Raw genomic sequence first — 20,508 nt, 5'->3', positions numbered from 1 at the left:
ATGAGACCAAGGCGAGGTCAGGTGGATCAGCCTATGCGCCGGCTTGAAGGCAAGAACGCGCTGGTCACCGGCGCGATGGGTGGGATCGGCGCGGCCATCGCCCGGCGACTCGCCGCCGAGGGCGCGGCTGTCGCACTGCTCGACGTGGCCGACACGACGCCGCTGGCCGAAGAACTGGCCGCTCGCGGCGACCACGCACTGTCCGTAGTGGGCGATGTCAGCGAGGAGGCCGACTGGACGGCCGCCGTGACAGCCGTACGGGCGGATCTCGGTCCGATCGACATCCTCGTCAGCACCGCGTACGCCGTGCGGGTCGCCCCGGCCCACGAGACCAGCCGGCAGTCCTGGGACCACCAGCTCGGCGTCAGCCTCACCGGCTCGTTCCTCGGCGTCCGCGCCTGCCTGGACGACCTGCGGGCACGCGCGGGCGCGGTCGTGCTGATCTCCTCGGTGCACGCGCTTGTCGGGCTGCCCGGCCGGCCCGCGTACGCGGCGGCCAAGGGCGGCCTGGTCGCACTCGGCCGGCAACTCGCCGTCGAGTACGGGCCGCAGGTGCGGGTCAACACCGTGCTGCCCGGTCCCATCCTCACCGCCGCCTGGGCCGACGTGTCCGAAGAGGACCGTCGACGCAGCGTCGCCGAGACCGTGGCGAAACGCTTCGGCACCCCGGACGAGGTGGCCGCGACAGTCGCCTTCCTCGCGTCGCCGGACGCCGCGTACGTCACCGGCGCGAGCCTCGTGGTGGACGGTGGCTGGACAGCGGTGAAAGCCTCGGCCTGAGAGAGATCGATCCGACAAGCGAAAAGGCCAGGAGCATTGGCACAGTACGCACGCCGCGGCATCCACGGGCAGACCGTCGAAGCAATCGCCCGTCGCATCCTCACCGGCGAGATCGCCGCCGGCGCGACCCTGAACATCGTCGCGCTCCAGGAGGAGTTCGACGTCAGCCTGACGGCCCTGCGCGAGGCGCTGAAGGTCCTCTCCGCCAAGGGCATCGTCGACGCCCGGCAGAAGCGCGGCACCTTCGTCCGGCCCCGCGCCGACTGGAACCTGCTCGACGGCGACGTGATCCGCTGGCAGTTCGCCGAGGGCCCCGACGAGCGCCTGCTCGAAAAGCTGCACGAGGTGCGCGCCATCATCGAGCCGGCCGCCGCGCGGCTGGCCGCCACCCGGGCGACCGAGGACGACCTGGCGGCCCTCGACCAGGCACTCACCGAGATGGCCGAGGCCGACGGTGACCCCGCCGCCGCCGTCGCCGCCGACCTCGCCTTCCACCGCGCGCTGCTCGCCGCCACCCACAACGAGCTGATCGAACGGATGGAGGTGGTGATGGAGACCGGGCTCGCCGAACGCGACCGCCTCGTGCACGGCGGCGCCGCGCACGACGACCCGGTGCCGAGCCACCGCGCGGTGGTCGACGCGCTGCGCGAGCGGGACGAGTCGGCGGCCGAGACCGCCATGCGTGAGTTGCTGGACAAGGCCGTCCGCGACGTCGAGAAGGCACGGGGACGAAGGGGCAGTCAGTGAAGATCGAGCGGATCGAGACGTTCCTGGTCGCGCCACGGTGGTTGTTCTGCCGGGTGGAGACCGACGACGGGCTCGTCGGGTGGGGTGAACCGGTCGTCGAGGGCCGCGCCGAGGTGGTGCGCAGCGCGGTCGAGGTGCTCTCCGAATACCTGATCGGTCAGGATCCCCTGCGCATCGAGCAGCACTGGCAGGTGCTCACCAAGGGCGGCTTCTACCGGGGCGGCCCGATCCTCTCCAGCGCCGTCGCGGGCCTCGACCAGGCACTGTGGGACATCGCCGGGCAGGCGTACGGCGCTCCGGTGCACGCCCTGCTCGGCGGGCCCGTCCGCGAGAAGGTGCGGATCTACTCCTGGATCGGCGGGGACGAGCCCGACGAGGTCGCCGACGCCGCGGCCGCGCAGGTCGCCGCCGGCCTCACCGGGGTCAAGATGAACGCCTGCGGCCGGCTCTCCGCCATCCCCACCTCCGCCGAGGTGGACGCCATCGTCAACCGGGTCGCCGCCGCCCGGGAGGTGCTCGGCCCGGACCGGGACATCGCGCTGGACTTCCACGGCCGCGCCGGGCTGGCCGCCGTACGCCGCATCCTGCCCGAGCTGACGCCGCTGCGCCCGTTCTTCGTGGAGGAGCCGGTCCTGCCCGACCAGGCCCACCACCTGCGCGACATCGTCGCCGGCACCCCGATCCCGGTGGCCACCGGTGAACGCCTCTACGCCCGCTCCGAGTTCCTCACCCCGTTGCAGGCCGGGGTCGCCGTCGTCCAGCCGGACCTGTCGCACGCCGGTGGCATCTCCGAGGTCCGCCGGATCGCCGCGCTGGCCGAGACGTACGGCGCGCTGCTCGCCCCGCACTGCCCGCTCGGCCCGATCTCCCTGGCGGCCAGCCTCCAGGTGGCCTTCGCGACGCCGAACTTCCTGATCCAGGAGCAGAGCATCGGCATCCACTACAACGTCGGCTCGGAGCTGCTGGACTACGTGCTCGACCCGGAGCCGTTCCGGTTCGTGGACGGGCACATCGCCCGCTTCGACCGGCCCGGCCTGGGCATCACCGTGGACGAGGCGGCGGTCCGCAAGGCCGCGCAGACCCCGCACACCTGGCGCAACCCGGTCTGGCAGCACGCCGACGGGTCGTTCGCCGAATGGTGACCACGCCGGTGCCGCTGCGGGTGGCGTACGACGCCGCGCACGGCGGCCGGTGGACCAGCCTGCGCGGCGGCGGCCGGGAGTGGCTGTGGCGGGGCCCGGCCTCCGGCCGACGCGACGTACGCCCCGACGGCGCGTTCGTCGACGCCGGCGGCCTGGAGGAGTGCCTGCCCACCGTGCGCGGGTTACCCGACCACGGCGAGGTGTGGTCGCGGCCGTGGCGGAGCGCCGGCCCCGGCACCGTGGTGATCGAGCGGCCGACGTTCACGCTGAGCCGCCGGATCACCGACGACTGTGGCGTGGTGGTGGCCGACTACCGCCTGGCCGCCGACCCCGGCCACCGGTTCGTCTGGGCGGCGCACGCCCTGCTCGACCTCTCCCCCACCGCCCGCCTCGACGCGCCCGCCGGCACCCCGACCCGGCTGCACCCGGAGGCCGCCGCGCTCCTCCCGCCGGGTGCCTGGCGCGACGGCGACCCGTGGCTCACCGGGTCGTGGCCCACCCCGGCCGGGCTCACGCTTGACACTCTCGGCCCCGACGACGGCACCGCCCTCGGCGCGGTGCTTCTCGACTGCCCCCGCGTCCAGGTGTACGACGGCGACGACCGGCTGACCCTGGAGCTGGAGTGTGCCGGCCAGCCCCGCAGCACCGCGCTCTGGCGCAACCTGGGCGGCTGGCCGGAGGACTGCCCCTACCGCAGCATCGGCGTCGAACCGATGCTCGGTAGCGCCTTTGACCTGGCCGACGCCGGTCCGGCCGACGCGGCGGTCGTCCCGGCCACCGGTGAGGTCACTTGGCGACTCACCATCTCCGCCCACCGCATCCACTGAGGACATCCGCGATGAAGCTGCTCGACGAGTTGCGTACCCACCGGTTGCTGGCCATCGTGCGCGGCCCGGACCCGGCCGCGGCGCTGGCCGCGGTGCTCACCCTGGCCGACAGCGGCGTCGCCCTGGTCGAGGTCTCGCTGACCAGCACCGACGCGCTCGGCATCATCCGCCGCGCGCGTGCCGCCCTCGGACCCGGGTACGCCCTGGGCGCGGGCACCGTGCTCAGCGTCGAGGACGCCCGGGCGGCCGCCGAGGCCGGCGCCGGCTTCCTCGTCACCCCGGCGCTGGCGCCGAGCGTCACCGAGGCCGCCCGGCTCGATCTGCCGGTGCTCGCCGGTGCGCTCACCCCCACCGAAGTGGTGCTGGCCAGCAGCGCCGGCGCCGCGGCCGTCAAGCTCTTCCCCGCCTCGTTCGGTGGGCCCGACTACCTGGGCGCGCTGCGCGACCCGTTCCCCGGCACCGCGTTCGTGCCGGTCGGCGGGGTCGACGCGGACGGCGCACGACGCTACCTCGACCGGGGAGCGGTGGCGGTAGGCGTCGGCTCGCCGCTGCTCGGCGACGCCGTCCGCGGCGGCGACCCGGTCGCCTTGCGCGAGCGCGCGGCCGCCTTCCTCGCGGCGGTACGGCAGTGACCGACCTGCTCACGCTCGGCGAGACGATGGCCGCCTTCCGCACCGCCGGCCCGCTGCGGCTGGGCGGCACCGCCGGGATCTCCGTCGCCGGGTCCGAGTCGACGGTGGCCATCGGGCTGGCCCGGCTCGGTCACCACGCCGCCTGGGTAGGTGTCACCGGCGCGGACGAGCCCGGCGAGCTGGTCCGCCGTACGCTGCGCGCCGAGGGCGTCGACCTGACCTGGTCCCGGGTCGACCCGGGCGCGCCCACCGGGCTGATCCTCTTCGAGAACCGGGTCGCCGACATCAACCGGGTCACCTACCACCGCGCCGGCTCGGCCGGCTCCCGGCTGGGCCCGGCCGACGTCACAGGCGCCTTCGACGCGCCCGGGCCGCCGCCCCGACTGCTGCACGTCACAGGCATCACCTGCGCGCTGGGCGCCGGGCCGTACCAGGCGGTGGTGGAGGCCGTACGCCGGGCTCACGGCGCGGGCAGCACCGTCTGCCTCGACGTCAACCACCGCAGTCGGCTCTGGTCGGTCACCGACGCCGCGGCGGCCCTGCGACCGCTGCTGCCGTCGATCGACCTGGTGGTCGCCTCCGACGACGAGTTGGCGGTGCTGACCGACGCCTCCGACCCGGTCGCGGCGCTGCTCGCGGCCGGCGTGACCGAGGTCGTCGTGAAGCACGGCGGCGACGGGGCCACCAGTCACCGCGCGACAGGCGCCGTGCACCGGCCGGCCCGGACGGTACCGGTGGTGGACACCGTCGGCGCGGGCGACGCCTTCGTGGCCGGCCTGCTCTCCGGCTGGCTGGACGGCGCCGACGTCTCGGCCCGGCTGGACCGGGCGGTCACCACCGGCGCGTTCGCCGTCGCCACCACCGGCGACTGGGAGGGCCTGCCCGACCGGGCGGAGCTGACGCTGCTCGACCACGGCCCCGGCGGTACGGTCCGCTGACGGGCGCGGCGAGGCGGCCCGGCCGACACTGACCGGCGAGGTCGCGCGGCCGACACTGACCGGCAAGGCCGCCCGGCCGACACTGACCGGCGGGGCCGCCCGGCCGACACTGACCGGCGAGGCCGCCCGGCCGACACTGACCGCATGGTCGCCGGCCGGCCTCGCACGGCGCGGTGGCCACCGCCACCGGTGATCATTGGAGGAGCACCATGGAGCTGACCGAGCCGACCGTCTGGAGCACCGACCGGCTGGACCTGGGTGAGGGCCTGCGCTGGGTCGACGACCGGCTGGTCCTGGTCGACCTGCTGGCCGGGCGGCTGTTGGAGACCGAGGGCGACGCCCCGACCCCGCTACGCGAGCTGCGCCGCCTCGACGTGCCGCTCGGCGCGGTCGCCCCGGTGACCGGCCGTCCGGGCGAGTGGCTGGCCGCCGCCGGAACCGGCGTCACAGTGCTGCCCGCGACCGGCGATCCCCGACCGGTCGCCGACCTGGTCGGCGACGCGCCCGAGCCGACCCGGATGAACGACGCGGTCGCCGACCCGCACGGCCGCTTCTGGGCCGGCAGCATGACGTACGCCGCGGTGCCCGGCGGGGGCACGTTGTTCCGCCTCACCCCGGGTGCCGAGCCGGTCGCCGCGGTGACCGGGCTGACCATCCCGAACGGGCCGGCGTTCGACGCGGCCGGCACCACGATGTACCTGGCCGACACGCCACGCGGCGAGATCGACCGGTTCACCGTCGACCCCGCCACCGGCGCCCTGCACGGGCGGGAGCCGTTCGTGCGGCTGTCGCCCGCCGACGGCGGCCCGGACGGCATGACGCTCGACGCGGCCGGCCACCTCTGGATCGCCCTGTGGGGCGGCTCCGCGGTCCGCCGCTACCGGCCCGACGGCACCCTCGACCGGGAGATCCGACTGCCGGCCACGCAGCCGGCCGGCATCTGCCTGGGCGGCCCCGACAGGCGCCGACTCTTCATCGGCACCGCCCGCGTGGGCCTGGACGCGCCGGGCCCGCAGGACGGCGCGCTGCTCGCGGTGGACGTCCCGGTGCCCGGTCTGCCCGCCGCAGGGGCCGGCGCACCGGGCAGCTGACCGGAGGCATATCGGACGCCAGGGCGGGAACAACCGCACCGAAGCGCCGTAACAGCCGACCGGTGGGGAGCGAGCCGATGAGCAGCACGGGGTGGACGTCATGAACGGGCCGGTCGGCGACGAACCGGTAGGCGAGCTGGAGCTGGTGCACACCTTCACCGGCCCGATGCCGACCGGGGTGAGCGTCTCGCACCGGGGCCGGATCTTCGTCAACTTCCCGAAGTGGGGCGACGAGGTGCCGGCCACAGTCGTCGAGCTGCGCGACGGTCGGGAGGTGCCCTACCCCGACCAGGCGTGGAACACCCCGTCCGGCGACGACGACGCGGGCGCGTTCGTGTCGGTGCAGAGCATCGTGGTGGACCCGGCGGACCGGCTCTGGGTGGTGGACACCGGGAGCCCGATGTTCCAGCCCACCAAGCCGGGTGGGCCGAAGCTGGTGCGGATCGACCTGGACACCGACACGGTGGCCCAGGTGATCACCTTTCCGCAGGACGTGGCGCTGCCGACGACGTACCTCAACGACGTCCGCTTCGACCTGCGCCGGGGCGAGGCGGGGGTCGCGTACATCACCGACTCGGCGGACTCCGGGCCGAACGGGATCATCGTGGTCGACCTGGCCAGTGGCGCCTCCTGGCGGCGGCTGCACGACCACCCGTCCACGAAGGCGGAGCCGCTGAAGAACTACCGCCCCTTCGTCGAGGGCCGGCCACTCATGTCGCGCCCGAAGGACGGGCCGCCGACGCCGATGAGCATGGGCTCGGACAGCATCGCCATCTCGGCCGACGGCAGCCGGCTGTACTACGCGCCGCTGATCTCCCGACGCCTGTACAGCGTGTCCGCCGAGGCGCTGGCCGACCCGTCGGTCACCCAGGAGGCGGTGGCGGCCACGGTCGTGGACGAGGGGGACAAGGCCACCGGGTCGGACGGGTTGGAGTCCGACGACGCCGGGCGGATCTACCTCACCTCGTACGAGCACAACGCGGTGCTGCGGCGGCACCCGGACGGCCAGTACGAGACGCTCGTCCACGATCCGCGGCTGCTCTGGCCGGACACCATGTCGGTCGCCACCGACGGGCATCTCTACGTGACCGCCAACCAGTTGCACCGGCAGCCGCAGTACCAGCGGGGTCAGGACCTGCGACGCAAGCCGTACGCGCTGTTCCGCACCCGCATCGACGCCGGCCCGGTGCTGCTCCGTCGCGGCTAGGCATGGCTGGTCGGGCGGCGGGTAGCCCGTCGGGTGGCCGACTGGCATGAGGTGTTCGTCCCGGACACCCCGCTGTTGGAGATCGTGGTCCGGGGCAGCGTCATGTACCTCGCGCTGTTCACCCTCCTGCGGGTCATCCTCAAGCGGGAGAGCGGCACCACAGGCGTCACCGACCTGCTGGTCATCGTGCTGCTCGCGGACGCCGCCCAGAACGGCATGTCCGGTGGCTACAACTCGGTCACCGACGGGGTGCTGCTGGTCGGGGTGATCATCGGTTGGTCGTACCTGCTGAACGCCGTCGCGTACCGCTGGCAGGCCGCCGCCCGGTTGATCCGGCCCGGGTCGCTGGTGCTGGTGCGGGACGGGCAGGTCGTCCGGGGCAACATGCGCCGCGAGCTGATCACCAACGAGGAGTTGCACACCCTGCTGCGTGAGCAGGGCGTCGTCGACCTCGACCAGGTCCGCGAGGTGCGGATGGAGGCCGACGGGCGGTTCAGCGTGACGACGCGTACGCCCGGCCGGCCCCGCAACGACCGGAACGCGAGAGGCGGCCTCGGCTGACGGTTCGGCCGACCGTCAGGTTGTGGGGAGGGCGCGGTCGAGCAGGTCGAACAGGGCTGCCCAGTGGCGTTCGGTGGCCTGCTCGTCGTACGCCGGGGTGTCGGCCATCGTGTAGCCGTGGTGCGCGCCCGCGTACACCTCGGAGCGGTAGCGCACACCGGCGCTGTCGAGCGCCTTCTCCAGCGTGGCGATCTGCTCGGGCGTCATCGACTGGTCGGCGTCGGCGTGGCCGAAGTACACCTCGCCGGTGATCGAGTCGACGCCCAGGTGCGGGCTGTCCGGCGCGTCGGTGACGATCCGCCCGCCGTGGAAGCTCGCCATCGCGGCGATCCGGTCCGGGTGCGCCTCGATGGCCCGCAGCGCGTTGGTGCCGCCCATGCAGTAGCCGGTGATCGCGACCGGACCCGGCCGGACGTCGTCGCGGGCGGCCAGGAAGTCGAGGTACGCCTCGCTGTCCCGGCTGATCACGTCGGGGGTCAACGCGCCGATCAGCGGCATGATCTTCTCGAAGATCGCGCCGCGCTGGGCGGCGTCGCCGAGACCCGACAGGTCGAACAGCGGTGCCCGGCCGGCCCGGTAGAACAGGTGGGGCGTCAGCACGAGGTAGCCGCGTTCGGCGATCCGCTCGGCCATCTCCACGAGGCGGGGCCGAGGCCCGAAGGCGTCCATGAACAGCAGCACCGCCGGAAACGGGCCGTCTCCGTCCGGGCGGGTGAGGCTTGCGTCCGCGATCCCATCGCCGGTCGGAATGTCCACCGTCGTCGTCTGCATCGAGCCTCCTCGTACGCCGATCTTGGTCCGTCTGGAACGTTACTCGCCACGCCGGCGTGCCCGGCGCCGGACCGCCAGGCACGCCGGCGTGCCCGGCGCCGGACCGCCAGCCAGGGACCACCGATCCCTGGACAAGGTCGCCCTGGGTACCGGGCGACGGCCGGCCCAGGGTTGTGCGTGACCGATGAAGGACACCGTCGACCTGGAGGTACGTCGTGCTCGACCTGACCGTTGGGGACCTGACCGGAAAGCTCGCCGTGGTGACCGGCGGCAGTGACGGGCTGGGCCTCGGCCTGGCCACCCGGCTGGCCCGAGCCGGTGCGGAGGTGGTGCTGCCGGTCCGCAACCCGGCCAAGGGCGCCGCCGCGCTGGACACCGTGCGGGCCGCCGTACCGGGCGCCACCGTGTCGACCCGGGAGTTGGATCTCGCGTCGCTGGACTCGGTGGCGGCGCTGGCCGACACGCTGCTCGGCGAGGGGCGGCCGATCCACCTCTTGATCAACAACGCGGGCGTCATGGCGCCGCCCACCCGACACACCACGGCGGACGGCTTCGAGCTGCAGTTCGGCACCAACCATCTCGGCCACTTCGCGATGACCGGGCGGCTCCTGCCGCTGTTGCGGGCCGGCCGGGCCCGGATCACCACCATGTCGAGCAGCGCCGCCCGCTCCGGTCGCCTGGACTGGGACGACCTCCAGAGCACCAAGCGCTACGGCGCGGTCCGCTCGTACAACGCCTCCAAGCTCGCCACCCTGCACTTCGGGCTGGAACTCGACCGCCGCAGTCGAGCCGGCGGCTGGAGCGTCGTCAGCAACGTCGCCCACCCGGGGACGACAATGACGAACCTCTACGCGTCCGGCCCCAACCTGGGCCGCAGGAAGCCCTCACTGCACCACGCGGTGATGGAGCGGTTGAACCGCTGGGGCCTCCTGGTGCACTCGGTGGACGCCGGCCTGCTTCCCGCGCTCTACGCGGCGACCAGTCCGCAGGCGCAGGGCGGCCGGTTCTACGGCCCGGACGGCCTGGGGCAGTTCACCGGGGCGCCGACCGAGTTGGCCGTCTACCGCTCGGCCCGCAGCGCGGACGACGCGGCCCGCCTCTGGGCCGTCTCCGAGCAGCTGGTGGGCGTCAAGTTCCCCGGCAACTGACCGGGGGACGCGTCGTGCCCGCGCTCAGGCAGGCACGAAGCGCACCGCGTCGGCGACCACGTAGCCGTCGGTGTTCTCCGTACGGATGAGCACACTCCCGTCGCTGCCCGCCGTGAACGGGTACGTGCCCAGCGGCACCCACTGGCCGCCGGACTGCCGCTGGTCGACGGTCCTGGTGGTCGTCCCACCGGAGTACGTGATGTCCACCGGCACGTTCGTCGCCCGGTTCGGGTCGGCGGTCCAGCGCAGGTGCACGGTCCACGACCCGGAGGTGGGCAGCGTCGGCCGGAACCGCAGCCGGTTGACGCCCTTGGCGGTGTTGCCGTCGTGCTCGTAGTCCGGGCCGACGTAGCCGCCGACGGCGGTGCTGCGCAGCCACGTACCGGCCCGGGTGATCCCGGCCGACGCGGCGTTGTCCACGATCACCTCGCCGGGCGTGCCCCAGTCCAGCACGGCGCCGTCCTGGCGCAGCCGGGCCTGGAGGGTGGGCACGGACACGGCCTGCACGGCGAGGTTGCCGGCGAGCGCCAGGGACGCCGCGGTGGCCGCCGCCTGCCCGAGGATCATGAACACCGGTTCCATCCGGATCGAGCCGTACGCGATGTGACTCGCCGACAGGCAGACCGGCACCAGCAGGTTCGCGCACTGCGCCTGGTGCGGCACGATCGCGCGGTAGCTCACCGGGTACGGCTGCGGCACGCCGATCTGCACGTCCCCCTCGTTGCGCACCCGGCCGTCGACGACCACCCGCTGACAGTTGTGCGAGTCCATCGTGTAGCTGGCCAGACCCACCGAGTCGGCGACGCGCACCCGCCCCCGGCAGTCGGCCTCGGTCATCACGTACGCCGAGACCATCCGACGGGCCTCGCGGATGTACAGCAGCGGCGGCCAGCCGCCCGTGCTTGTGAACTCGTCCACGGGCAGCCCCCACCGTGCGGTCGAGTCGCGTACCGACGCCGGCAGTCGGGGATCGTTGGCCAGGAACCACATGAGTCCCTGCTGGTAGGTGCGGTGCTCGGCGATGATGCTCTCCCGCGTCGCCCAGCTCGCCGTCGGGTACGCGTAGTTGAAGCCGATGTCGTCGGTCGACACGGCCCCGTTGTTGTTGGAGTCGGTCTTGCCGCCGCCAATGGAGTTCGTGGTGAAGTACGGCCCGGTGTAGCCGGCCTGGATGTGCCGTAGCAGCAGCTCGTACCGGATCGGGTCGTAGCCGGACGGCTTGGCGAACGGGATCCGGTTGGCGGCCTGGGTCAGGCACATCCGGAAGCAGTACGCCTGGATCCGGTCGTCGGCGCTGCCGCGCGGGGCGAGCGGCGTGGCGGAGATGCCCGGCAGCAGGCCGCTCGCGGGCGAGCCCGCCGTCACGTACGGGTCGACGGGGTAGACGAACTGGTGGGTGTTGCCGGACTGCACCCCGTTGATCGTCTCGCCGTACGTGTCGTTGGACTCCCGCCCGACGGTGCAACTCACCCCGGCCAGGGCCATCAGGTCACCCTCGTACGTGGCGTCGACGAACACCCCGCCCCGGTAGATCGACCCGTCCTCGGTGCGCAACTCGGTGATCCGGTCACCACTGCGGCCGACACCGGCCAGCCGGGCACCGACGATCACCGGCACGCCCGCCTCGGCAAGCATCTCCGCGAAGACGTCGGCGGCGACGTGCGGTTCGAAGGTCATCCGCAGCGGCGAGGTCGGCGTGCGGGTTCCGCCGTGGTACTTCACGTACACCCGGCGGTAGAACTCGGCGGCGAGCCCGCCGATGGACGCCTGGACGCCGGTGTCGGTGGCGCCCAGCCCGGCGGTGCTCAGCCCGCCGACGTGGCCGGTGGGCTCGACCACGACTGCGGTGCGGCCGAGCCGGCGCATGGTGATCGCGGCGGCCAGCCCGCCGGAGGTGGCGCCGTAGACGACCAGGTCGGCGGTGGTGACCGCGGCTCGGGCGGGACCGGCGCGGAACGGGTCGGTGAGACCGGCCAGGACGAGGCCGGCGCCGCCGGCGGTCAGCAGCCGACGACGGGACAGGGGCAGGGACACGGCGGGGCTCCCGAGGTGGTAACCGGAGGGGGACGGTTACAGAAGCACGCCGCTGCCGCTGCTAAAGAAATTCTTCAATGTACACAGGCGGGTGTCAACGGGGTCAGGGCCGGTAGCGGTAGCCCATTCCCGGCTCGGTGATGAGGTGGCGGGGGCGGGCCGGGTCGTCCTCCAGCTTGCGTCGCAGCTGGGCCAGGTACTGCCGCAGGTAGTTCGTCTCGTTCTGGTACTCCGGTCCCCACACGTCCTGCAGGAGCTGGCGCTGGCTGACCAGCTTGCCGGGGTGCCGCAGCAGCTTCTCCAGCACGCTCCACTGGATGGGGGTCAGCTTGACCTCGGTCTCGTCGTCGCGCCACACGCGGTGGTCGGCCAGGTCGACGGTGTGCCGGCCGATCCGCAGCGCCGGCACGGCCTCGCTGGGCGTGCCGAGCCGCCGGGTCACCGCGCGGATGCGGGCCAGCAGCTCCTCCACCCCGAACGGCTTGGTGACGTAGTCGTCCGCACCCGCATCGAGCGCCGCGACCTTGTCCTCGCTGCCGGCCCGGCCGGAGAGCACGATGATCGGCACGGCGGTCCACCCGCGCAGACCACGGATCACCTCCACGCCGTCGATGTCGGGCAGGCCGAGGTCCAGTACCACGAGGTCGGGCGGGTGGCTGGCGGCGGCCTTCAACGCAGCGGCCCCGGTGGCGGCGACGTCCACCTCGTACCGGCGGGCGCGCAGGTTGATCCGCAGGGCGCGCAGGATCTGCGGTTCGTCGTCGACGACCAGGATGCGCGTCATTCCTGCGGCTCCTCCGGGCTGGTCTGCGCGGCGGCTGGCAACCGCAGCACCATGGTGAGCCCACCGCCGGGGGTGGTCTCGGGGGTGATGCTGCCACCCATCGCCTCGGCCAACCCCCGGGACAGGGCGAGCCCGAGACCGACGCCGGTCTGGTTGTCCCGGTCGCCGAGGCGTTGGAACGGCAGGAAGACGTGCTCCCACTGGTCCTCCGGGATGCCCGGCCCCCGGTCGATGATCCGCAGCTCCACCTGACCGGCGTGCGCGCTCGCGGTGACGGTGGGCGGCTGGTCGGGCGGGCTGTAGCGCAGCGCGTTGGCGATGACGTTCACCAGCACCCGCTCCAGTAGCCCCGGGTCGGCGGTCGCGGCCGGCAGGTCCGCCGGGATGTCCGTGCCGACAGTCGCGGCCGCCGGGCCAAGTTCGTCCAACGCCAGGGGTACGGCGTCCTCCAGGCCGATCGCCGTCGCCGAGATGCCCAGGACGCCCGCCTGGAGGCGGCTCATGTCCAGCAGGTTGCCGACCAGCCGGGCGAGCCGGTCCAGCGACTCCTCGGCGGTCTCCAGCAACTCCTCCCGGTCGGCCTCGTCGAACTCGATGTCGTGGCTGCGCAGGCTGGTCACCGCCGCCTTCGCCGAGGCCAGCGGCGTACGCAGGTCGTGGCTGACCGCGGCGAGCAGCGCCGTGCGCATCCGGTCGGCGGCGGCGAGGGGCCGGGCGGTGGCGGCCTCCTCGGCGAGCCGTTCCTGGCGCAGGGCGACGGCGGCCTGGGCGGCGAACGCCTCGACGATCCGCCGGTCGGCCGCCTCCAGACGCCGGCCGCTGAGCACGACGGTGATCCGGTCGTCGACGGGTACCGCCGTCTCGCCGCCGTCGGGCGTGCAGGCCGGCTGCTCGCCGACGCTTGCCACGACGCACCAGGCGTGCTCCTCGCGGGCGCGCTCGGGGCGGCCGCCGGCCTCCTCGGCCAGCTCCAGCACGCTCACGGCGCGCAGCCCGAAGGTCTCCCGGAGCTGGTCCAGCAGGGCGGGCAGCGGGCGTTCGCCACGCAGCACGCCACCGGCGACGGCGGCGAGGGTCTGCGCGTCGGCGGCGGCCCGCGCGGCCTCCCGAGTACGCCGGGCGGCCACGTCGACGATCCAGCTCACCGCCAGCGCCACCGCGACGAAGACGGCCAGGGCGAGCAGGTTGTCCCCCTCGGCGATGGTAAGCGTGCGGTACGGCGGGGTGAAGAACCAGTTCAGCAGCAGCGACCCGCCGAGCGCGGCGAGCAACGCCGGCCACACGCCGCCGACAAGCGCCACCCCGACGACCCCGGCGAGGAACAGCAGGATGTCGTTGGTGAGCGTCAGGTCGGGCAGGGCCTTCAGCAGCAGCGTGAGCAGCGGCATGCCCAGCACCGCCAGGCCGAAGCCGAGCAGCCGTCGACGTCGGGACAGCGCCGCCGGCACGGCCGCCGCCCGGCGTCCCTTGCCGGCCTGTCGGTGGCTGACGAGGTGCACGTCGATCGAGCCGGAGAGCGCGGTGGTGGTCACCCCGACGCCCCGGGCGAAGATCTGCGCGAGGCGGCCCCGCCGGCTCGCCCCGAGCACCAACTGGGTGGCGTTCACGCCCTGCGCGAAGTCGAGCAGCGCGGCCGGCACGTCGGTGCCGAGCACCTGGTGGTACGTGCCGCCCAGGCTCTCCACGAGCACCCGCTGGCGGGCCAGTTGGGCCGGGTCCGCGCCGGCCAGGCCGTCGCTGCGGGCCACGTGCACGGCGAGCAGGTCGGCGCCCTTGCTGCGGGCCGCGACCCGGGCCGCCCGGCGGATCAGCGTCTCGCCCTCCGGGCCACCGGTCAACGCCACCACGACGCGTTCCCGGGCCTCCCAGGTGGCGGCGATGCCCTGCTGGCTGCGATACACCTCGAGCTGCTCGTCGACCTTGTCGGCAAGCCAGAGCAGCGCCAGTTCGCGCAGCGCGGTGAGGTTGCCGACCCGGAAGTAGTTGCCCAGCGCCGCGTCGATCTTGTCGGGTCGGTAGATGTTGCCGTGCGCCATCCGGCGGCGCAGCGCCTCCGGGGTCATGTCGACAAGCTCGACCTGCTCGGCGGCACGGACGATCTCGTCGGGCACGGTCTCCCGCTGGGTGGTGCCGGTGATCTGCGCGACGACGTCGTTCACCGACTCCAGGTGCTGCACGTTTACCGTGGACAGCACGTCGATCCCCGCGTCGAGCAGCTCCTGGACGTCCTGCCAACGCTTGTCGTGGCGGGAGCCGGGCACGTTCGTGTGTGCCAGCTCGTCGACCACGGCGATCTCCGGCCGGCGGGCCAGCACCGCGTCCACGTCCATCTCGGTGAACTCGGCGCCCCGGTAGGTCATCGCGCGGCGGGGCACCTGCTCCAGGTCGCCGAGCATCGCTGCCGTGTGCGGGCGGCCGTGGGTCTCCACGAAGCCGATCACCACGTCGGTGCCGCGCGCGGCCCGCCGCTGGGCCTCCTCCAACATGGCGTACGTCTTGCCGACGCCGGGGGCGGCCCCGAGATAGATGCGCAGTTCTCCGCGTGGCACGGGACCATCCTCCCTGGTCAGATCGTCGGGCGGGGCCGCGCCCGGTCGGCACGGCCCCGCCCGGGGTGCGCTCAGCGTGCGGCGAACTGCCTGTCGAGCGCGAGATTGAGCTCCAGCACGTTGACCCCGGGCGCACCCAGGAAGCCGAGCCCCCGCCCGTCGGTGTGCTCCTCGACCAGCCTGCGGACCGCCGCCGGGTCCGCGCCGCGCTCGCGCGCGACCCGGTTCACCTGCAACTCGGCGTACGCCGGGCTGATCTGCGGGTCGAGGCCGCTGCCGCTGGCGGTGACCGCGTCGGCGGGCACGGCCGGCTCGGCGGGCGCGTCACCCCGGATCGGGGTGACCACCCCGCCGGCGGCCACGTAGTCCTCGCCGGGCTGGGCCAGCTCCACCGGCACCCCCTGGTACGAGGACACGAACGGGGTGGCCGGGGCGACCTGGTTGACGCTCACCACCCGGGTGACCCGGCCGGTCAGACCGTCAGCGCGGAAGACCGCGAGCACGGCGCCCACCCCGTCGTCGGTGCAGAAGGGGCGCCGGCCGTCGACGCCGTCGAGTTCGCCGATGGCCTTGCTGCGCCCGCAGACCTGGGTCAGCAGGCTCTCGCTGGCCTCCTCCGGGTCGGTGGCCAGGGTGTCGACGACGCTCTCCGGGCCGAGGTTGCTGGCCGAGGTGGACGTCGGGTCGTAGCCGTCGCCGGCGGCGGACGGTCGGGACTGGAAGTAGCGGGCGACGGGGTTGCCGTCCGCGTCGGTGAAGGACTGGCCGATGAGCGCGCTGCCGACTGTCGTCCCGCCCGAGGTGATCAGCGAGCCGTCGGCCCGGTGGTGGAGGCCGGGCAGGTGACCGATTGCGACCAGGGCCAGCGGGTAGACCAGCCCGAGCAGCACCGTGAAGACGAGCAGGGCGCGCAGGGCGGCGAGGTGTTGGGCGATCCAGGTGGGTAGACGCATCACGAAATCCCCGGGATGAACTGGATGAGCAGGTCGATGAGCTTGATCCCGATGAACGGCACGATGATGCCGCCCAGTCCGTAGACCAGCAGGTTGCGGCTGAGCAGCTTCGACGCGGCGGCCGGCCGGTACCGCACGCCGCGCAGGGCGAGCGGGATCAGCGCGATGATCACCAGGGCGTTGAAGATGACGGCGGACAGGATCGCCGATTCCGGGCTGGCCAGCCGCATGACGTTCAGCGCGTCCAGGCTGGGGTAGAGGCCGGCGAACATGGCCGGGATGATCGCGAAGTACTTCGCGATGTCGTTGGCGATGCTGAAGGTGGTCAGCGCGCCACGGGTGATCAGCAACTGCTTGCCGATCTCCACGATCTCGATCAGCTTGGTCGGGTCGGAGTCGAGGTCGACCATGTTGCCGGCCTCCTTGGCGGCCGACGTACCGGTGTTCATGGCCACCCCGACGTCGGCCTGGGCGAGCGCCGGCGCGTCGTTGGTGCCGTCACCTGTCATCGCGACCAGCCGACCGCCCTCCTGCTCCCGCTTGATCAGCGCGAGCTTGTCCTCCGGCGTCGCCTCGGCCAGGAAGTCGTCCACCCCGGCCTCGTCGGCGATCGCCTTCGCGGTACGCGGGTTGTCACCGGTGATCATCACGGTCCGGATGCCCATCCGGCGCATCTCGTCGAACCGCTCGCGCATGCCGGACTTGACGACGTCCTTGAGGTGGATGACGCCCAGGGCACGGGCGGGCTCACCGTCGACGTGCTCGGCGACCACCAGCGGCGTGCCGCCGGTGCCGCTGATCGCGTCCACGATCTCGCCGACCTGCTCGGTCGGGTGGCCGCCGTTCTCGCGTACCCACTTCATCACCGCGGCGGCGGCGCCCTTGCGGACCCGGCGGGCCGTGCCCACCGCGCCGCCGTCGACGCTGGCGTCCGGGGTCAGGTCGACGCCGCTCATGCGGGTCTGCGCGGTGAACGGCACGAAGGTGGCGTGCGGCATCACGCCGGGCTCGCGCTCGCGCAGCCCGAACTCGTTCTTCGCCAGGACGACGACCGACCGCCCCTCCGGGGTCTCGTCGGCCAGGCTGGACAGCTGCGCGGCGTCGGCAAGCGTCGCGGTGTCGACCCCCTCGACCGGTACGAACTCGGCGGCCTGCCGGTTGCCAAGCGTGATGGTGCCGGTCTTGTCCAGCAGCAGAGTGTTGACGTCACCGGCCGCCTCGACGGCCCGGCCGCTCATGGCGAGCACGTTGCGCTGCACGAGCCGGTCCATGCCGGCGATGCCGATGGCGGAGAGCAGCGCGCCGATGGTGGTGGGGATCAGGCAGACCAGCAGCGAGACCAGCACGACACCCGTGACACCGGAACCGGTGATCGCGCCGCTGTCCGGTGCGGCAGCCTGGTACGCCTTCGAGAAGATCGCCAGCGGCTGGAGGGTGACCACGGCCAGCAGGAAGATGACAGTGAGCGCGGCGAGCAGGATGTTCAGCGCGATCTCGTTCGGCGTCTTCTGCCGGTTGGCGCCCTCGACCAGGGCGATCATCCGGTCGATGAAGCTCTCCCCCGGCTTCTGGGTGATCTGCACGATGATCCGGTCGGAGAGCACCTTCGTGCCGCCGGTGACCGCGCTGCGGTCCCCACCGGACTCGCGGATGACCGGGGCCGACTCGCCGGTGATGGCCGACTCGTCGACGCTGGCGATGCCCTCGACGATGTCGCCGTCGCCGGGGATGATGCCGCCCGCCTCGACCAGCACGACGTCGCCCTGACGCAGCTCCGGCGCGGGCACCGCCTCGTCGCGGTAGGTGTTGGCCCGCGCGCCCGGCTTCCAGTCGACCAGCCGGGTGGCGATGGTGTCCCGCTTGGCCTGCCGCAGGGCGGCGGCCTGCGCCTTGCCCCGGCCCTCGGCGACCGCCTCGGCCAGGTTGGCGAAGATCACGGTCAGCCAGAGCCAGATGGTGATCGCCCAGGCGAACACCGACGGGTCGGTCACCGCCAGGACCGTGGTGAAGGCGGCGCCGATCTCCACGATCAGCATCACCGGGTTGCGCCACAGTGTGGTGGGGTTGAGCTTGCGTACGGCGTCCGGCAGGGACCGGATGAGCTGCTGGGGGTCGAGCAGGCCCCCGCCGACCCGGTTGCCCTGGGTCGCCGGAGTGCCGGGGAGCTGCTCTGTCGGGGCGGACGTGACGGACATGTCCTCGTTCCTCATGGTGGTCAGAGCCCCTCTGCCAGCGGGCCGAGCGCGAGCGCGGGCAGGAAGGTCAGCGCGACGAGGACCACCGTGACGCCGACGACCATGCCGATGAACAGCGGTCGGTGGGTCGGCAGGGTGCCCTCGGAGGCGGGGGTGGGTGCCTGGCGGGCCAGCGAGCCGGCGAGCGCGAGCACGAAGATGAGCGGCAGGAACCGGCCCAGCAGCATGCACAGCCCGAGCGCGGTGTCCCACCAGGTGGTGTTGACAGTGATGCCGGCGAAGGCGGAGCCGTTGTTGTTGCTGGCCGAGGTGAACGCGTACAGGACCTCGGAGAGGCCGTGTGGGCCGACGTTTAGCGCTGTGGAGTTGTTGCCGGTGGCGAACGCCGCCGCCGTACCGACGAGCACCAGGATCGGTGTGATCAGGAAGTACAGCGAGGCGAACTTGATCTCCCGTGACCCAATCTTCTTGCCCAGGTACTCGGGGGTGCGGCCGACCATGAGCCCGGCGATGAACACCGTGATCACGGCGAGGATCAGCAGACCGTAGAGGCCGGAACCGGTGCCGCCGGGCGCCACCTCGCCGAGCATCATGTTGACCATCGTCATCATGCCGCCGAGCGAGGTGAACGAGTCGTGGAACGAGTTCACCGCGCCGGTCGAGGTGAGCGTGGTGGCGGCGGCGAAGGTGGCCGAGTTCGACACGTCGAACCGCACCTCCTTGCCCTCCATCGCCGCACCGACCGCCTGCGGCACCGTGCCGTGGCCGGCCAGCTCGAAGACGTTGGTGAGGGCGACGCTCGCGAACGCGAGGATGCCCATCACCGCCGCGATGGCGTAGCCCTGCCGGTTCTGCCCGACCATCCGGCCGAAGACCCGGGGCAGGCTGAACGGGATCAGCAGGATCAGGAAGATCTCCAGCCAGTTCGTCCAGGTGGTGGGGTTCTCGAACGGGTGGGCGCTGTTGACGTTGTAGAAGCCGCCACCGTTGGTGCCCAGCTCCTTGATCACTTCCTGGCTGGCGACCGGGCCGCCGGTGACGGTCTGGGCGCCGCCGGTAAGGGTGCTCACGTCGGTGCCGGCGGAGAGGTTCTGCACCACCCCGCCGATCATCAGCGCGATGGCGCCGAGCACCGCGATCGGCAGCAGGATCCGCAGCGTGATCCGGGTCAGGTCGACCCAGAAGTTGCCGAGCTGCCCGGTGCGGCTGCGGGCGAACCCGCGGACCAGCGCCACCGCCACCGCGATGCCGACCGCCGCCGAGACGAAGTTCTGCACGGCCAGGCCGGCCATCTGCACCAGGTGGCCCATCGTCGACTCACCCGAGTACGACTGCCAGTTGGTGTTGGTCACGAACGACACGGCCGTGTTCCAGGCGCCGTGCGGCACCACCGGGTCGAAGCCCAGCGACAGCCACAGGTGGTTCTGCACCCGCTGGAACAGGTACAGGAACAGGATCGAGACCGCGGAGAACGCCAGCACGCTGCGGGCGTACACGCCCCAGGTCTGCTCGGCGGCCGGATTGACCCCGACCAGCCGGTAGACCCCCCGCTCGGCCAGCGACTGCTTCGTTCCGGAGACCGCCCGGAACATGTAGTCGCCGAACGGCCTGTAGACGGCGACGAGGGCCGCCACCAGCGTCACGATGAAGATGACGCCCGCTGTCGTCATGGTCATCAGAAGCGCTCCGGAAACAGCAGGGCGAACACCAGGAACGCGCCCAGGACGACCGCGAGCACCAGACCGACGGCGTTTACCGCGTTCACAGCTTCTCCACCGCCCGGACCACCAGGGCGAGCACTGCGAACAGCGCCACCGTGAGGACCACGAACACCACGTCAGACACGCTGACTCCTCTTACCGGAAAGGTTCGTCGCGACCGCCTTCCGGTCGCGCCGGGCAATCAAAGCCCCACCACCCGCCGGACGGCAGGGGTCATAACGCGACCATGACGGCGGCGAACCTTTTCTTGACGCGGTTTTCACACAGGCCCACTGAACAGGTGAAATACGGCACAGACCCCACGGTTCGTCCGGGGGTCGGGGGCCAGTTGCGCGTCCTTTGCTCTGCTTCAACGGACGCAACAAAAAGGCGCCCCAACCGGTGCGCCGGTTGAAGCAGAGCAAAGGACGCGGAGAGACCGTGCCTGA

At 72.6% G+C, this 20,508-nt stretch carries 18 protein-coding genes; 10 read left to right on the top strand and 8 right to left on the bottom strand.

Going from position 1 to position 20,508, the window contains the following annotated elements; translation table 11 throughout:
• Positions 1-33 precede the first annotated feature (33 nt).
• The 9 genes from MILUP08_RS04170 (at position 34) to MILUP08_RS04130 (ending at position 7,925) form a co-directional block, all read left to right on the top strand.
• Positions 34-780 carry an SDR family NAD(P)-dependent oxidoreductase gene (locus tag MILUP08_RS04170; protein ID WP_007455009.1) on the top strand — a complete coding sequence of 249 codons (747 nt, stop codon included), beginning with the start codon at positions 34-36 and terminating at the stop codon, positions 778-780.
• A gap of 36 nt (positions 781-816) precedes the next feature.
• A complete protein-coding gene (locus tag MILUP08_RS04165) occupies positions 817-1,527 on the top strand; it encodes a FadR/GntR family transcriptional regulator (protein WP_007455008.1) in 711 nt (236 codons plus the stop codon).
• Positions 1,524-2,669 (top strand): galactonate dehydratase, encoded by a 1,146-nt coding sequence (gene dgoD, locus MILUP08_RS04160; protein ID WP_007455006.1) that lies wholly within the window; start codon positions 1,524-1,526, stop codon positions 2,667-2,669. Before MILUP08_RS04165 ends, dgoD begins: the two co-directional genes overlap by 4 nt.
• Positions 2,663-3,496, top strand: coding sequence for a hypothetical protein (locus MILUP08_RS04155; protein WP_007455004.1), 834 nt, complete (start codon positions 2,663-2,665; stop codon positions 3,494-3,496). The genes dgoD and MILUP08_RS04155 overlap by 7 nt, the downstream gene beginning before the upstream one ends.
• An 11-nt stretch (positions 3,497-3,507) precedes the next feature.
• The gene (locus MILUP08_RS04150; protein WP_007455002.1) at positions 3,508-4,128 is read left to right on the top strand and encodes a bifunctional 4-hydroxy-2-oxoglutarate aldolase/2-dehydro-3-deoxy-phosphogluconate aldolase; all 621 of its coding nucleotides are present in this window, start codon (positions 3,508-3,510) and stop codon (positions 4,126-4,128) included.
• The gene (locus MILUP08_RS04145) at positions 4,125-5,066 is read left to right on the top strand and encodes a sugar kinase (RefSeq protein WP_007455001.1); all 942 of its coding nucleotides are present in this window, start codon (positions 4,125-4,127) and stop codon (positions 5,064-5,066) included. Before MILUP08_RS04150 ends, MILUP08_RS04145 begins: the two co-directional genes overlap by 4 nt.
• A 209-nt stretch (positions 5,067-5,275) precedes the next feature.
• Positions 5,276-6,157 (top strand): SMP-30/gluconolactonase/LRE family protein, encoded by an 882-nt coding sequence (locus MILUP08_RS04140; RefSeq protein WP_007454999.1) that lies wholly within the window; start codon positions 5,276-5,278, stop codon positions 6,155-6,157.
• A 100-nt stretch (positions 6,158-6,257) separates the two neighbouring features.
• Complete coding sequence (locus MILUP08_RS04135; protein WP_007454997.1) at positions 6,258-7,364, top strand: L-dopachrome tautomerase-related protein; 1,107 nt, start codon at positions 6,258-6,260, stop codon at positions 7,362-7,364.
• Positions 7,365-7,397: 33 nt separating this feature from the next.
• Positions 7,398-7,925 (top strand): DUF421 domain-containing protein, encoded by a 528-nt coding sequence (locus MILUP08_RS04130; RefSeq protein WP_007454995.1) that lies wholly within the window; start codon positions 7,398-7,400, stop codon positions 7,923-7,925.
• 15 nt (positions 7,926-7,940) lie between these two features.
• On the opposite strand, the gene MILUP08_RS04125 is transcribed toward MILUP08_RS04130, so the two are convergent.
• On the bottom strand, positions 7,941-8,696 hold the full coding sequence (locus MILUP08_RS04125; protein WP_007454993.1) for a dienelactone hydrolase family protein: 756 nt from the start codon (positions 8,694-8,696) through the stop codon (positions 7,941-7,943).
• Between the two features lie 215 nt (positions 8,697-8,911).
• Here MILUP08_RS04125 and MILUP08_RS04120 point away from each other — a divergent pair, with 215 nt between their 5' ends.
• Positions 8,912-9,844, top strand: a complete 933-nt coding sequence (locus MILUP08_RS04120) for an SDR family oxidoreductase (RefSeq protein WP_007454991.1) — start codon at positions 8,912-8,914, stop codon at positions 9,842-9,844.
• Between the two features lie 24 nt (positions 9,845-9,868).
• Here MILUP08_RS04120 and MILUP08_RS04115 read toward each other — a convergent pair whose 3' ends face one another.
• The 7 genes from MILUP08_RS04115 to kdpF all read right to left on the bottom strand — a co-directional run bounded on the left by MILUP08_RS04115 (position 9,869) and on the right by kdpF (position 20,124).
• Positions 9,869-11,878 (bottom strand): FAD-dependent oxidoreductase, encoded by a 2,010-nt coding sequence (locus MILUP08_RS04115; protein WP_007454989.1) that lies wholly within the window; start codon positions 11,876-11,878, stop codon positions 9,869-9,871.
• Between the two features lie 103 nt (positions 11,879-11,981).
• Entirely contained in the window at positions 11,982-12,662 is a 681-nt protein-coding gene (locus MILUP08_RS04110) for a response regulator (RefSeq protein ID WP_007454987.1), read from the bottom strand.
• Complete coding sequence (locus MILUP08_RS04105) at positions 12,659-15,211, bottom strand: sensor histidine kinase (protein ID WP_007454986.1); 2,553 nt, start codon at positions 15,209-15,211, stop codon at positions 12,659-12,661. The genes MILUP08_RS04110 and MILUP08_RS04105 overlap by 4 nt, the downstream gene beginning before the upstream one ends.
• Positions 15,212-15,282: 71 nt before the next feature.
• A complete protein-coding gene (locus MILUP08_RS04100) occupies positions 15,283-16,164 on the bottom strand; it encodes a potassium-transporting ATPase subunit C (RefSeq protein ID WP_007454985.1) in 882 nt (293 codons plus the stop codon).
• Positions 16,164-18,359, bottom strand: a complete 2,196-nt coding sequence (gene kdpB / locus MILUP08_RS04095; RefSeq protein ID WP_007454984.1) for a potassium-transporting ATPase subunit KdpB — start codon at positions 18,357-18,359, stop codon at positions 16,164-16,166. Before kdpB ends, MILUP08_RS04100 begins: the two co-directional genes overlap by 1 nt.
• A gap of 20 nt (positions 18,360-18,379) precedes the next feature.
• The gene (gene kdpA / locus MILUP08_RS04090) at positions 18,380-20,035 is read right to left on the bottom strand and encodes a potassium-transporting ATPase subunit KdpA (RefSeq protein WP_007454983.1); all 1,656 of its coding nucleotides are present in this window, start codon (positions 20,033-20,035) and stop codon (positions 18,380-18,382) included.
• Positions 20,035-20,124 carry a K(+)-transporting ATPase subunit F gene (gene kdpF, locus MILUP08_RS04085; protein WP_036410889.1) on the bottom strand — a complete coding sequence of 30 codons (90 nt, stop codon included), beginning with the start codon at positions 20,122-20,124 and terminating at the stop codon, positions 20,035-20,037. The genes kdpA and kdpF overlap by 1 nt, the downstream gene beginning before the upstream one ends.
• Between the last annotated feature and the right edge of the window lie 384 nt (positions 20,125-20,508).

This window comes from Micromonospora lupini str. Lupac 08, assembly GCF_000297395.2.
Classification (GTDB): Bacteria; Actinomycetota; Actinomycetes; order Mycobacteriales; family Micromonosporaceae; genus Micromonospora; species Micromonospora lupini.
This window is presented reverse-complemented; position numbering and strand designations above follow the sequence as displayed.

Bases quoted from the DNA above. Each gene is read 5' to 3' on its own strand.
- MILUP08_RS04100 (WP_007454985.1), bottom strand. From the start codon at position 16,164: ATGCGTCTACCCACCTGGATCGCCCAACACCTCGCCGCCCTGCGCGCC.
- MILUP08_RS04110 (WP_007454987.1), bottom strand. From the start codon at position 12,662: ATGACGCGCATCCTGGTCGTCGACGACGAACCGCAGATCCTGCGCGCC.
- MILUP08_RS04125 (WP_007454993.1), bottom strand. From the start codon at position 8,696: ATGCAGACGACGACGGTGGACATTCCGACCGGCGATGGGATCGCGGAC.
- kdpA (WP_007454983.1), bottom strand. From the start codon at position 20,035: ATGACCATGACGACAGCGGGCGTCATCTTCATCGTGACGCTGGTGGCG.
- MILUP08_RS04170 (WP_007455009.1), top strand. From the start codon at position 34: ATGCGCCGGCTTGAAGGCAAGAACGCGCTGGTCACCGGCGCGATGGGT.
- MILUP08_RS04150 (WP_007455002.1), top strand. From the start codon at position 3,508: ATGAAGCTGCTCGACGAGTTGCGTACCCACCGGTTGCTGGCCATCGTG.
- MILUP08_RS04135 (WP_007454997.1), top strand. From the start codon at position 6,258: ATGAACGGGCCGGTCGGCGACGAACCGGTAGGCGAGCTGGAGCTGGTG.
- MILUP08_RS04140 (WP_007454999.1), top strand. From the start codon at position 5,276: ATGGAGCTGACCGAGCCGACCGTCTGGAGCACCGACCGGCTGGACCTG.
- kdpB (WP_007454984.1), bottom strand. From the start codon at position 18,359: ATGTCCGTCACGTCCGCCCCGACAGAGCAGCTCCCCGGCACTCCGGCG.
- MILUP08_RS04155 (WP_007455004.1), top strand. From the start codon at position 2,663: ATGGTGACCACGCCGGTGCCGCTGCGGGTGGCGTACGACGCCGCGCAC.